Here is a 12560-nt window from a genome sequence, read left to right as displayed (position 1 = left end):
GGGGACGTGCCCGTCTACTCGGACTCGACGACCGCGCAGGCGACGCGGCTGCCGGCGTCGCCCGTACTGAGGGTCGTCGCGTCGGGAACGGGCTGGCCGTCGGGCAGCGTGTAGCGCGTCGGGATGTTGGCGAAGTTGTCGGCGCCCGAGTGGACGATGACGGCCACGCCGCCGCGCAGGTCGTCGAGCGTGACCGAGTCGGTCGTCGTCGTGAGGTCGGCGGTGCCGTCCTCACGCACCTGCAGCGAGGTCAGGTCGCCGCTGGCCGGGTGGCCGGTGTTGCCGTTCACCTGCAGGTGACCGCCGGCGGACAGGAATGCACCGGGCTCGCCGCCGGTGGGAGCGACCGAATCGGGCTCGCACACCGGGTTCTGATGCATGTGCAGGCCGTGGAAGCCGGGGGTCAGACCCTCTGCCTCGACAGTGACCTCGAGGTGCCCGTCGACCTCGGCGAAGGAGACCGTGCCCATGGTCTCGCCCTCGGGGCTGCGCAGGTCGCCGGTCATCGCGGCCTCGGTCGCCGAGCCCCCGCCCTCGGAACCCTCGCCGCCCGCGCTGTGGGACTCCTCGCCGTGCTCGGAACCCGCGGGCGCGGCGGAGCTGGTGAAGACGGGCGGGGTCGTGCCGGCGACGTCGCTGGCTTCCTCGCCGTTGCTGCAGGCCACCATGCCGAACAGGGCTACTGCGGCGAGAGGCGCCACGACGAGGGTGCGAGGTGCGACTCGGCTGCGCTTCCAGCTGGCCATGGTGAAGGTCTCCTAGATGTGTGGGGACGTGCTGACCTGAACTCTAGTCACCCGGTGACGATGACGATGATGCCGGGCGTGGAGGACTCGATGCCCTCGAAACGTGGTTCGACACCGAAGCCCAGTGTGGTCGCGATGCGTTCGGCCTCGGCCTGCTGACCGGACACCGACGGGTCGTAGTAGACCGTGGAGGCCGCGATGGTGCCGCTGCTGTAGTTGCCGGTCTCGCCGACCGTGAAACCGGCCGACTCGAGCGTCTGCGCCACCTCGGCGGCCAGTCCGCTGACATTGCTGTTGTTGAGGACGCGCAACGACTGTGCCGCGGCCGTGGTGGAGGACGGCGCACTGGTCGTCGTCGTGGCGGCCGACCCGGCGCTCGCGTCGGACTGCGGCGCGGCGGGTGCTGCGGCAGCGGCGGTGGTGGTCACGGCCGCTGCGGTGGAGGTGGGCGTGTCCTCGTCCGAGCCCGTGAGGGAGAAGAAGCCGAGACCTGCGAAGACGACGGCCAGCGACAGCAGAACCATGGCCAGCGCTCGCAACGGTGGGCCGGACGAGTCCGGGGTCGGAGTGCTCGCGGGGGTCTGATCAGTCACGCTGCGAGCCTAGCGACTCGGCCGAACCGGGTGACCCGGGGCGGCGCGGGACGACACCCGTCAGATCTCGAAGCCGAGTCGACGCGCAGCGCGTGCCTTCTGCCGGCTCGCGCGCAGACGTCGCAGGCGCTTCACGAGCATCGGGTCCGCGGCCAGCGCCTCCGGCTTGTCCACCAGGGCGTTGAGCACCTGGTAGTAGCGGGTCGCCGACATGTCGAACAGTTCCTTGATCGCTTCTTCCTTCGCGCCGGCGTACTTCCACCATTGGCGCTCGAACGAGAGAATGTCGTGTTCCCGGCGGGAGAGTCCGTCACTCGGCTCGTCGGCCCCGTCGGCTCGCCCGTGACTTCGCGCTGCAGCGCTGTCCATCTCACTCCTGTCGTCTGTGCCGCCCTCGGCATCGGCTCTCGCGAGCTCTGCCGTCGACCTCGGGCTGTGCCGTGTGAACCCGGCCGTGACCGTGTTCTCGCGCGTCCCCCGGACCCGAAGAGGTCCGCGCACGGCGGTGAATCACATCCGTGTCGTTCGCCGCCAATCTAACCACGGACCGGGCTCCGGGATGCGGCGACACCGCGGCGCGTCTCGGCCCGGCCGACCGGACCAGAAATCGTCCACCGGGCGGGCAGTATCCTTCTGGACCATGGCAATTCTCCCCATCCGTATCGTCGGTGACCCGGTGCTGCACACCCCCACCCAGCAGGTCACGGCGTCGCCCGCGGAACTCGAGACGTTGATCGCGGACATGTACGACACGCTCGAGGCCGCCAAGGGTGTCGGACTGGCCGCCAACCAGGTGGGTGAACCGCTCCGACTGTTCATCTACGACTGCCCCGACCACAGCGAGGACGGCACGGTGACGCGCCGCCGCGGCGAGGTGATCAACCCGGTTCTCGAGACGTCGGAGATTCCCGAGACGATGCCCGATCCGGACGACGACGACGAGGGGTGCCTCTCGGTTCCCGGCGAGCAGCACCCGACGGGTCGGGCCGAGTGGGCGCGTGTCACCGGAACCGATGCGAAGGGTGAGCCCGTCGACATCGAGGGGCACGGTTTCTTCGCGCGCATGCTGCAGCACGAGGTGGGCCACCTCGACGGTTTCCTCTACGTCGACGTGCTGGTCGGACGCAACGCGCGGGCGGCGAAGAAGGCCATCAAGAAGAACGGGTGGGGCGTACCCGGGCTGAGCTGGATCCCCGGCACCGTCGCGGATCCGTTCGGCCACGACGACGACGAGTGACTCGGGACGCCCCGGTTCCGGGCTCGCGGGTGGTGCTGCGGTACCGCCTGCCGGACGGGTCGACCCCGCCGTTCACCGACGTGATCGGCATCCTCGCGGCGTCCGGCACCGCGGTGACCGTGCAGCCGGAGTCCGGTGACCCGGTGACCGTGCCGGCCGAGCGCATCGTCGCACTCAAGGCGTTGGCACCTCGGCCCGTCCGCAATTCGGAGATCCGCGGTCTCGAGAGTGCGGCGGCCGATGCGTGGCCGGGCCTCGAGCAGGAGTGGATCGGTGGATGGCTGCTCCGCGCCGGCGCCGGCGTGACCCGACGCGGCAATTCGGCGAGCCCCCTGCGTCCCGACGCGTCCGCCGTCGACCTGCCGGCCGTCGCGGCCTGGTACCGCGACCGGGACCTGCAACCCTCGCTGTCGTTGCCGGACCGACTTCTCGGGGCGCCGTCGGGATGGAGCCTGTCGGCCGAGGCACTGGTGCTGACGCTGCCGATCCCGTCGTCGACCGGGCCGGACACGGACACGGACACGGACACCGAGCGCATCGCCGCGCCCGACGACCGATGGCTGGCGCACCATCCCCGCTACCGGCATCGTCCGGACCTCCTCACCGCGGTCCACGACGGTGTCGTGACCTTTCTCCGACGAGGCGACACCGCGGTCGCCCGCGCTGCCGTCACCGCATCGCCGACCGGACGACGCTGGGTCGGCATCACCGCGGTGGCCACTCGACCCGACGAGCGTCGGCGCGGTCACGGGTCCGCGGTGTGTGCCGAAGCGATGCGGTGGGGAGCCGACCACGGCGCGACGCACGCCTACGTCCAGGTCGAGGTGGACAACGACGAGGCGCGATCGCTGTACGAGCGCCTCGGCTTCACGGAGCATCATCGCTACCGCTACGCGAGCCCGGAGGGTGTCACCGCCCCGGGCTAGGGTCGCTCACCGTGCGCCTGGCTACCTGGAACGTGAACTCCGTCCGCTCGCGAGTCGACCGCATCGTCGACTGGCTCGAGCGCTCCGATGTCGACGTTCTCGCGATTCAAGAGACGAAGTGCAAGGACGATCAGTTCCCGTACCAGCGTTTCACCGACATCGGGTACCAGGTCGCGCACGTGGGCACGAGTCAGTGGAACGGTGTCGCCATCGCGTCACGCGTCGGGCTCGACGACGTGCAGATCGGGTTCGAGAACCAGCCGGGGTTCAGCAAGGACCCGGAGGTCCCGCCCGCCGACGAGGCCCGGGCCATCAGCGCGACCTGCGGGGGCGTGCGCGTCTGGAGCCTGTACGTCCCCAACGGACGGTCCCTCGAGGACCCGCACTACCGCTACAAGCTGGACTGGCTCGCGACCCTGCGCGACGACGCCCGGTCGTGGCTCGCCGCCGATCCGCAGGCACGCATCGCGTTGGTCGGTGACTGGAACGTGGCCCCCACCGACGACGACGTCTGGGACCCGGCGCTGTTCGAGGGCCGCACGCACACCTCGGGACCGGAGCGCGACGCGTTCCGAGCCATCGTCGACGAAGGATTCGCGGACGTGGTGCGACCGTTCACCCCCGGCCCCGGTGTCTACACCTACTGGGACTACACGCAGCTGCGTTTCCCGCGCCGCGAAGGGCTCCGCATCGACTTCGTGCTGGCCTCACCCGCACTCGCGGCGCAGGTCACCGACGCCTCGATCGATCGTCAGGAGCGCAAGGGGAAGGGCGCCAGCGACCACGCGCCGGTCGTCGTCGAGCTGGGCGGGGACGCCGCGGTGACCGAGCCGGCCGGGGCCTGATCGGCCACCATGGCGAGGTACTCGATGTTCGCGCCGATGAATCGCCGCACGTAGGAACACCGGGGCCAGATCGACAGGTCACCGATACGCAGGATGTCGAGGGCGCCGCGCACGAGGACCGCTGCCCACCCGTGGTCGCCGAACTCCTCCTTGACGACGGTGTGCTGGAGCACGACCGTGTCGCTGTCGGGTGCGACCTCGTACGCGAGGATGCCGACGAGCGCATCGCCGACGGTCAGGACGAAGCGTGAGTTGCTCGGATCGTCCGACACGAGACTGGTGTCCATGACAACAGTTCATCACCGATGTTGTGACGGATGGTGTTCCTGTGACTGTTGATGCGCAATCGCGACGAAGTCGTCACGGTGTCGAGATCAGTCGGCGGTCACCATGTCGCGGTACTCGGGGTTCTCGGCGACGAAGCGCTGCACGTAGGTGCAGACCGGCTTCACCTTCCAGCCGTAGCCGCGAGCAGCGTCGAGGGAGTTGCGGACCATGATGGCGGCGAGGCCGCGATGCCCGAAGTCCTCGGTGATGACGGCGTGCATGAAGCTGACGACGGGCTGACGACGCGCACCGCGTCCGATGGAGTCGACGGGGAAGTACCCGACGATCCCGACGAGGTCACCGTTGAGCCGGAGCTCGAACCGGTTCTGGTGCGGGTTGTCTGTCACATCGGTGACGGGCGCATCCGACAGCATCATTCTTCTCCTGGCGGCCGTGGGGCTCACCCGGTTCCTGTGCGAACCCGGGCGCGGGGCGGGACACGAGCAGCCTCGTCGCCGCGGTCGTGTGCATCACATGGGTGCATGTGACGTAGACCACTATTGCACAGGATTCGCGTCTTCGCCGGGGGAGCGGGTGAATATGTGGCGAACTCACGGGAAAAGCGCTCGAGTACAGTTCGGCGTGTGACAACGCTGCCTCTGGCACCTTCCGGGACGACGCCACTGCGCGTCCTCACCATCGCCGGCACCGACTCCGGCGGCGGCGCCGGAATCCAGGCCGACTCGCGCACCATCGCTCTGTGCGGACTGCATGCCTGCGTCGCGGTCGCCGCCGTGACGGTGCAGAACACGGTGGGAGTCAGCGGTTTTCACGAGATCCCACCCGCCGTGGTGGCCGACCAGGTGCGAACGGTGGTGTCGGACATCGGCATCGGCGCGGCCAAGACCGGCATGCTGGCGTCCACCGCCATCATCGAGGCCGTCACCGACGTGTGCACCGAGGTCGGGATCGGCCGCGGTGGCTCGGTACCGCTCGTCGTGGACCCGGTCTCGGCGTCGATGCACGGCGATTCCCTCCTGCACGCCGATGCTCTGGATGCGCTGCGCACCAGACTCATTCCCCTCGCCACGATCGTCACGCCCAACCTCGACGAGGTCCGACTGCTCACCGGCATCGACGTCGAGGACGAGGTGACGGCGCGACGGGCCGCCGAGGCACTGCACGCTCTCGGCGCCCAGTGGGCCGTCGTCAAGGGTGGGCACCTGCGGACCTCGTCGTCGAGCACCGATCTGCTCTTCGACGGTGAGCGGATGCTCGAGTTCACGAACCCTCGTATCGACACGGGCAACGATCACGGCGGCGGCGACACCCTCGCCGCAGCGCTGGCGTGCGCCCTCGCCCACGGCTACGCGGTGCCGGACGCGTTCGAGTTCGCGAAGGAGTGGGTCACGAAGTCGCTCGAGGCCGCGTACGACCTCGGCCACGGGCACGGCCCGGTCTCACCGCTCTGGCGACTGCACCAGTCGGCTGATGCGTAGATCCTCCGGAACACCGGTCAGCTTCGGCGAGAACAACCCGCGCCGGTAGGGCTTGGTGGCCAGCCCGACGGTGTCCAGCACCTCGGGTGACACCAGATCCAGCGCGGCGTTCGAGATCATGACGTTGCCGTCGGCACCGGTCTGCATGACGCGCGCGGCCACGGTGACGTCGACGCCGAGCCAGTCCGATCCGACGGCGCGCGGACAGCCGGTGTGGATGCCGACGCGCATCCGCGGGGTGTAGCCGTTCACGTCGACACGCGCCAGAGCAGTCTGCGCCTCGAAGACGGCCCGCACCGCGTTGTCCGCGCTGGGGAAGACGGCCATCAGCCCGTCCCCCAGGCGTTTCACGATGTGACCGCCGCGATCGAGCATCGGCCGCTCGACCGCACGGGCGACCTGCTTGAGCAGCACCAGCGTGGTGGCGTCACCGGCGGACAGCGACCACGTGGAGAAGCCGACCAGATCGGTGAAGACGATGGTGACCTCACGTTCGCCCCGCCCGCGGCCCGCGCGTTCGAGCACCGCCTGCCACACCTGCAGCGCACCCAGCGAGAGTTCCTTCGAGGCGCCGGGAGCGTCGCCCTGCAGCCGGTCGGTGACCCGCGCGACCATGCGCGCGGCTCCGGGTCCGGCCGTCGAGAGCGGATCGCCGAACGACGGATCACCGGGCAGCACTCCGCGTACGCGGCGGACCAGTTCGACCACCCGCGGCGTCCGGTTGACGGTGCGGGCAGCGTCGGCGGCCCGACGGGCGGCGTCACCTGCGCTGATCTTCACCGCTCGACCTTATCTTGTCGTTACTCCGAGTGACAGTAAACGTCACTCGGCCTGACGGGCAGCGTCTCGATCGGCACCCACGGGGACGCCGTTCGGGCCCGTCACCGACTCGGCGTACGTGCCGATGCCGTAGGCGACGGCCTTCGAGTTGATGCCGAGAGCCTCCCGGTCGACGTTCTCGAGCGTGTCCTCGGCGGTGTGGTAGTTCGGGTCGAAGGGCTCGTTCGCCGTCCCGCCCCAGCGCGCGGCCTGCTCCTCGGTCTTCACGTCGTCGGCGCCGCTGAAGACACCGCCCGAGGGGATGCCGACCTCGATGAAGGGGCCGTAGTCCGAGCGACCGTCGAAGTCGGTGCCGTCGGCGTCCTGCGTCGTGAGCTGCTCCTCGAAGACTCGCTCGATCGCGTCCGAGCCGGTGGGGCCGGCGGGCTCGCCGACCTGATCCGAGTCGTCTCCGTCGTAGACGAGGTAGCCGGCGTTGTTCGACCCGACCATGTCGAAGTTCAGGTAGAGCGCGATCGCGGCCTTGTCCTCGTCGGACAGTCCCTCGACGTACTTCGTGGATCCGACCAGACCGAGTTCCTCCGCGCCCCAGAACCCGAACCGCACGGCGTTGGTCACGTCCGGCGAGCCACCCATCTGCAGAGCGGACTCGAGCACGGCGGCGGTACCGGTGCCGTTGTCGTTGATGCCCGGGCCCTCGGGGACCGAGTCGAGATGCGCTCCCGCCATGACGACGTTCTCGGTGGATCCCGTCGTGGTCTGCGCGAGAATGTTGCGGCTGGTCGTGGTCTCGGTCTCCGCGGCGAGCGTGATCTGCGCGGTGGTCGGGGCCGCGGCCAGAGCGGCACCGTCCTCACGGCTGACACCCACCGACGGGATGCGGGCATCCTCCTTCGCGCCGAGCGTGCCGGCGTCGAGCGGACCGTCCTCGTTGTTGGACACGATGATCGCGGCGGCGCCGCGCTCGGCGGCGATCTGCCCCTTCTGCGCGAAAGAGCACACCCCGCGCGGGACCAGAGCGACCGCGCCGGTCAGCGTGAGGCCGTCGTAGTCGGTGGACTCGCAGCCGGGTGAGTCGTCGGCAGGTGCTGCCACGATCGGACCGGAGACCCCACCGGCGGGCGTGGCCGGTGAGTACGTGAACGCGCTCACCGGCACGTCGCGGTCGGCAGCGCGCAGCGCCACCGAGTCGAGGGTGTAGCTGTCGAACGAGAACTCGGGCGTCTCGACGTCGAAGCCCGCGTCCCGCAGTGTGCCGGCCACGTAGTCGACGCTGGCGTCGTATCCGGCGGTGCCGGCGGCGCGATTCCCGTCGTGCGCGTCGGCGATGTCGGAGAGCTCCTGCAGGTGGCTCACCACCGCGTCGAGGGTGACGGCCTCGGACAGCGAGGAACCCGTGACCGGTGCGGCCACGGGTTCCTCGGACGTGGTGGCTCCTTCACCGGACGAGCCGGAGGAGCAGGACGACAGCGCGAGCACTCCCGCCGCACAGATCGCGATGGACAGGGTCGATCGTGTCGTCCGCATGAACGTCACCCTAACGAAAGAGCGGTCACGCGTCTCGCTTGTTCACCACCACCACTGCGGCGCCGAAGACGACGGCGACGAAGGCCGCGAAGTAGGCCAGGCTGCCCCACGGTCCCCAGTGGTACTCCACTCCACCGGGCGAACCGAGGAAGTTGTTCGCGTTCATGAACGGGAGGAAGGGCATGATGTCGCGCCCGATGCTGCCGAACAGGTTGAACAGCGACTCGATCAACAGCGGCCACAGGAGCAGCAGTGCGATCGCGGCGGCCGACTGTCGCAGCAGCGCACCGACTCCCACGGCGAGGACGACGCACAGGAAGGCGTAGATCGGGACACCGTAGATGGCACGCCACGCGTCCGAACCCTCGAGCACGAGTGCGGCGCCCGCATCGGGACCGGCCGTGGCCTTCGCGATGTAGAACGCGCCCAGCGTGAGCACCAGGGACAACACCGCACCGAAGACGCCGATGAGCAGTGCTTTCACGCCGAGTACCGAGGCACGGCTGGGGATGGCCTGGAACGTGGTCCGGATGATGCCGAAGCGATACTCGCTGGTGATCGACAGCGCCGCGAGAATCATGAGCACGAGAACGCCGAACCCGCTGACGCCGGCGACGGCGTCCGCGAGGGTCGGCAGGTACGGCTCGAAGCCGGGGTCGTTTCCGGCGGCGATGTCGTTCTGCACGGTGGTGACCGTCGACTTGGCCGTGATGCCGATGACGGCACCGATGCCCAGCCCGAGCGCCACGATGATGACGGTGCACCACCACGGCGACTTCGTCGAGGTGAGTTTGATTCGTTCCGCTGCAAGCACACTCATCGCAGTGCCCCTCCCATCGCGTTGTTGTCGGTACCGGCGCCGTGGTACTGCACGTCGTCACCGGTGAGTTTCATGAACGCGTCCTCGAGCGAACCGTGCTGGGACGCCAGCTCGTGCAGGACGATGTTGTGGCGCGCGGCGATCTCGCCGATCGCCTCCGTGGTGGACTCGGCCACCACGAGGGTCGGATGCACCTGATCGAGGCTGCTGGGCTCCTTGACCGTCAGACCTGCCGACGTGAGCGCGCTGCGCAGGGCGTCGAGCTGGGGGCTGCGGACGCGGACCGACGCCTCCGAGGCGCGGTCGACGAACTCCTGCACGGACGAGTCCGAGATGAGCCGGCCGCGGCCGATGACGATCAGTTGTTCTGCGGTGAGCGCCATCTCGGAGAGCAGGTGCGAGGACACCAGCACGGTCCGCCCCTCGGCGGCGAGTCGCTGCATGAACTTGCGGATCCAGACGATGCCCTCGGGATCGAGTCCGTTGACCGGCTCGTCGAACATCAGGACCTTCGGGTCACCGAGCAACGCACCGGCCAGACCGAGTCGCTGCGACATGCCGAGGGAGAACCCGCCGGCCTTCTGCTTGGCCACCTCGGACAGACCGACGAGGCGGAGCACCTCGTCGACGCGGGACGAGGCGATGCCGTTGGAGGCCGCCATCCACTGCAGGTGAGCGCGCGCGGATCTGTTGGGGTGCACCCACTTCGCGTCGAGCAGAGCGCCGACGGTACGAATGGGATTCTTCAGCTCACGGTAGGGCCGACCCTCGATGAGTGCCGTGCCGGACGTGGGCTGATCGAGCCCGAGGATCATCCGCATCGTGGTGGACTTGCCGGCACCGTTGGGGCCGAGGAAGCCCGTCACGATACCCGGGCGCACCGTGAAGGAGAGATCGTCCACGGCTTTCTTCGCGCCGAACTGTTTGGTCAAACCTGTCACTTCGATCATGTGCATCAGGATGCCCGAGCTGGACCACCGACCACATCGCTCCCGGGTCTCGACCCGGGTCATCCGAAGGGATGACGCGACCCTGAGCCGCCCCCGGGGTGGTCAGTCGACGTCGGGCGAGGACGCCTGCGCCCAGAACCGTTTCGGGATCCGGCCCGCCAGCGCCGCCGATCGTCCGCCGCGCACCGCATCGGCCATGGCGCAGGCCATCATTCGCGGATCACGAGCGCGTGTCACCGCGGTGGCGAGCAGCACCGCCGAGCACCCCAGCTCCATGGCGAGTGCCGCGTCGCTCGCCGTACCGATGCCGGCGTCGAGCACCACGGGAACCCCTGCGGCCGAGGTGATCATCTCGATGTTGTGCGGATTCGCGATGCCCAGCCCCGTCCCGATGGGCGATCCGAGCGGCATGACGGCGGCGCACCCCACGTCCTCGAGGCGACGCGCGAGCACCGGATCGTCGGTGGTGTAGGGCAACACGACGAAATCGTCGTCGACGAGTTGCTCCGCGGCGCGCACCAGCTCGATGGCGTCGGGCAGGAGGGTCCGCTCGTCCGCGATCACCTCGAGCTTGATCCAGTCGGTCTCCAGGGCCTCTCGCGCCAACTGCGCGGTGAGCACGGCCTCGGCGGCGCCGCGACATCCCGCCGTGTTGGGCAGCAGGGCGATGCCGAGGCGCGTGAGGAGATCGAGCACCCCGGTGCCGCCGGAGGCGTCGACGCGGCGCAGAGCGACGGTGGTGAGTTCCGTCCCCGATGCGACGAGGGCCTCCTCCAGCACCGCGAGGTTGGCCGCGCCCCCGGTCCCCATGATCAGGCGAGACGTGAAGGTACGGTCGGCGATGGTCAGCTGATCAGCCACCCTGCACCGCCGTCAGCACCTCGATGGTCCAGCCGCGGCCCACGTCCTCGCCCCACCGCGAGCGCGGCAGCACGATTCCGTCCACCGCCACGGCGATGCCCTTCTCGGGAAGACCCAGCTGGGTCAGCATGTCCTGCATCGTCGTGCCGGGCTCGAGGTCGTGATCCGCACCGTTGACGGTGACACCCACTGCGGTCATGTTCGTCTCCTACCGTGCCCGAGTCCGCGTGAGACTCGAAAACCGTTCGGGGAGAGCGCATGCCGCTTCCGTCAACGGCTCGCCCTCCAGTTCTGCCACCACGGCGTCCGCCGTGACGGGCGCGAGCAGCACCCCGTTGCGACCGTGGCCGGCGGCGACGATCACGCGGTCGTCCCACCGCCCGACCACGGGGATGTTGTCGGGGCTCCCCGGCCGCAGGCCCGCCGCCGTCTCCGCCAACTCGTAGTCACCGACGGCCGGGAACACGGCCTCGGCGTCCGCCAGGAGGTCGCGGACGCCGGCGACGGTCACGGCGGTGTCGTCACCGTGCTCGTACTGCGTCGCACCGACCACCAGACCGTCGCCACGGGGGACCAGGTACACCGCGCGACCGTTGACGCTCGCGCGGACGGTACGCGTCGGCGCACTCGCCGAGCCGGGGCGCGCACGCAGGCGCAGGATCTCGCCCTTCACCGGCCGCACCGGGACGTCCGGCAGCAGACGGGACGTCGACCACCCCGCAGCGACCACCACACGATCGGTGGTGAGCGCGTCGAGGTCGGTGACGGGAGCACGCTCGATCCGCACTCCCCGGTCGCGGACCGCGGACTCCAACGCGAGGACCAACGCCCGGTTGTCCACTGACAACTCCCCCGGCGCCGACAGGCCCAGACGAACGCGCGGCGAGAGTGACGGCTCCAGAGTGCGCACCTCGCTGCGCGAGAGGATCTCGAGATCGTGGCCCTGCGCACCCACCCAGTCGGCGACAGTGCGCAGGTCCGCCGCGTCGGCCGAGTCGAACGCGACGGTCAACGACCCACTCGACACGACGACGCCCCGACCCTCCAGGTCCGCGCGCAGCACCGGATCGTGCCATCGCCGCAGCGACGCGGAACCGAGTGCCAGGAGTGCGTGTTCGCCGGGCCAGCCCTCGGACAGCGGCGCGAGCATGCCGCCCGCCACCCAGCTGGCGGCGCCGTCGCCGACAGCGCGTGCACCGAACGTCGGGTCGTGCAGGGTGACGGACCATCCCGCCGCCGCGGCGGCGCGGGCGCAGAAGAGGCCGATCACCCCACCGCCCACGACGGAGACGGATCGCTGCATGAAACTCACTTCCTCCGCCGGCATGACCCGGGTCAGGTGGTTACGGTCTGGGCGGCCTCGCCCACTCTCAGCCCCGTCCGGGACTCCCGTGTTCGTTCCCCTTCACCCTAACCGGCTGATGACCCGACCGGCCTCCGGCCTTCCCGCCATCACCCGACCGGCCTCCGGCCTTCCCGCCATCACCCGACCGGCCTCCGGCCTTCCCG

16 protein-coding genes and 1 riboswitch are annotated in these 12560 nt (G+C 69.6%); of the genes, 4 read left to right on the top strand and 12 right to left on the bottom strand.

Going from position 1 to position 12560, the window contains the following annotated elements:
• Nucleotides 1–14: 14 nt before the first annotated feature.
• From sodC to napA, 3 genes are all read right to left on the bottom strand, one after another.
• A complete protein-coding gene (gene sodC, locus QRN16_RS00080; RefSeq protein WP_027506243.1) occupies nt 15–746 on the bottom strand; it encodes a superoxide dismutase[Cu-Zn] in 732 nt (243 codons plus the stop codon).
• A gap of 47 nt (nt 747–793) precedes the next feature.
• Nucleotides 794–1270 (bottom strand): LytR C-terminal domain-containing protein, encoded by a 477-nt coding sequence (locus tag QRN16_RS00075; RefSeq protein WP_222632640.1) that lies wholly within the window; start codon nt 1268–1270, stop codon nt 794–796.
• 129 nt (nt 1271–1399) lie between these two features.
• Nucleotides 1400–1708, bottom strand: coding sequence for a nucleoid-associated protein NapA (napA, locus tag QRN16_RS00070; protein WP_027506241.1), 309 nt, complete (start codon nt 1706–1708; stop codon nt 1400–1402).
• 271 nt (nt 1709–1979) lie between these two features.
• On the opposite strand from napA, the gene QRN16_RS00065 reads away from it, so the two are divergent.
• Genes QRN16_RS00065 through QRN16_RS00055 form a run of 3 tightly spaced genes read left to right on the top strand, consistent with a single transcriptional unit; the run spans nt 1980 to nt 4347 of the window.
• Nucleotides 1980–2576 carry a peptide deformylase gene (locus QRN16_RS00065; RefSeq protein ID WP_027506240.1) on the top strand — a complete coding sequence of 199 codons (597 nt, stop codon included), beginning with the start codon at nt 1980–1982 and terminating at the stop codon, nt 2574–2576.
• Complete coding sequence (locus QRN16_RS00060) at nt 2573–3502, top strand: N-acetylglutamate synthase, CG3035 family (protein WP_285184265.1); 930 nt, start codon at nt 2573–2575, stop codon at nt 3500–3502. The genes QRN16_RS00065 and QRN16_RS00060 overlap by 4 nt, the downstream gene beginning before the upstream one ends.
• Before the next feature lie 11 nt (nt 3503–3513).
• A complete protein-coding gene (locus QRN16_RS00055; RefSeq protein ID WP_285184264.1) occupies nt 3514–4347 on the top strand; it encodes an exodeoxyribonuclease III in 834 nt (277 codons plus the stop codon).
• Here QRN16_RS00055 and QRN16_RS00050 read toward each other — a convergent pair.
• Nucleotides 4254–4634: a GNAT family N-acetyltransferase gene (locus QRN16_RS00050; RefSeq protein WP_285184263.1), complete on the bottom strand. Its 381-nt coding sequence runs from the start codon at nt 4632–4634 to the stop codon at nt 4254–4256. The genes QRN16_RS00055 and QRN16_RS00050 overlap by 94 nt on opposite strands.
• An 87-nt stretch (nt 4635–4721) precedes the next feature.
• Nucleotides 4722–5048, bottom strand: coding sequence for a GNAT family N-acetyltransferase (locus tag QRN16_RS00045; RefSeq protein WP_027506238.1), 327 nt, complete (start codon nt 5046–5048; stop codon nt 4722–4724).
• A 210-nt stretch (nt 5049–5258) separates the two neighbouring features.
• Between QRN16_RS00045 and thiD the strand changes: the two genes are divergently transcribed.
• On the top strand, nt 5259–6113 hold the full coding sequence (gene thiD / locus QRN16_RS00040) for a bifunctional hydroxymethylpyrimidine kinase/phosphomethylpyrimidine kinase (RefSeq protein ID WP_027506237.1): 855 nt from the start codon (nt 5259–5261) through the stop codon (nt 6111–6113).
• Here the strand turns inward: thiD and QRN16_RS00035 are convergent.
• The 7 genes from QRN16_RS00035 to thiO form a co-directional block, all read right to left on the bottom strand.
• Nucleotides 6075–6893, bottom strand: coding sequence for an adenylate/guanylate cyclase domain-containing protein (locus tag QRN16_RS00035; protein ID WP_197027813.1), 819 nt, complete (start codon nt 6891–6893; stop codon nt 6075–6077). The genes thiD and QRN16_RS00035 overlap by 39 nt on opposite strands.
• Nucleotides 6894–6935: 42 nt before the next feature.
• On the bottom strand, nt 6936–8420 hold the full coding sequence (locus QRN16_RS00030; protein ID WP_285184262.1) for a M28 family peptidase: 1485 nt from the start codon (nt 8418–8420) through the stop codon (nt 6936–6938).
• A 25-nt stretch (nt 8421–8445) separates the two neighbouring features.
• On the bottom strand, nt 8446–9240 hold the full coding sequence (locus tag QRN16_RS00025) for an ABC transporter permease (RefSeq protein ID WP_027506235.1): 795 nt from the start codon (nt 9238–9240) through the stop codon (nt 8446–8448).
• The gene (locus tag QRN16_RS00020; protein WP_222638009.1) at nt 9237–10190 is read right to left on the bottom strand and encodes an ABC transporter ATP-binding protein; all 954 of its coding nucleotides are present in this window, start codon (nt 10188–10190) and stop codon (nt 9237–9239) included. The genes QRN16_RS00025 and QRN16_RS00020 overlap by 4 nt, the downstream gene beginning before the upstream one ends.
• Before the next feature lie 102 nt (nt 10191–10292).
• On the bottom strand, nt 10293–11051 hold the full coding sequence (locus QRN16_RS00015; protein WP_285184261.1) for a thiazole synthase: 759 nt from the start codon (nt 11049–11051) through the stop codon (nt 10293–10295).
• Nucleotides 11044–11250: a sulfur carrier protein ThiS gene (gene thiS / locus QRN16_RS00010; RefSeq protein WP_285184260.1), complete on the bottom strand. Its 207-nt coding sequence runs from the start codon at nt 11248–11250 to the stop codon at nt 11044–11046. The genes QRN16_RS00015 and thiS overlap by 8 nt, the downstream gene beginning before the upstream one ends.
• 9 nt (nt 11251–11259) lie before the next feature.
• Nucleotides 11260–12354, bottom strand: a complete 1095-nt coding sequence (gene thiO, locus QRN16_RS00005) for a glycine oxidase ThiO (protein ID WP_082544296.1) — start codon at nt 12352–12354, stop codon at nt 11260–11262.
• Nucleotides 12347–12454, bottom strand: a riboswitch (TPP riboswitch). It overlaps the preceding gene by 8 nt.
• Between the last annotated feature and the right edge of the window lie 106 nt (nt 12455–12560).

Source organism: Rhodococcus sp. MEB041 (genome assembly GCF_030208955.1).
Lineage (GTDB): Bacteria > Actinomycetota > Actinomycetes > Mycobacteriales > Mycobacteriaceae > Rhodococcoides.
Note: the sequence above shows the minus strand (reverse complement) of the source record. Positions and strands in the feature narration are given on the sequence as shown.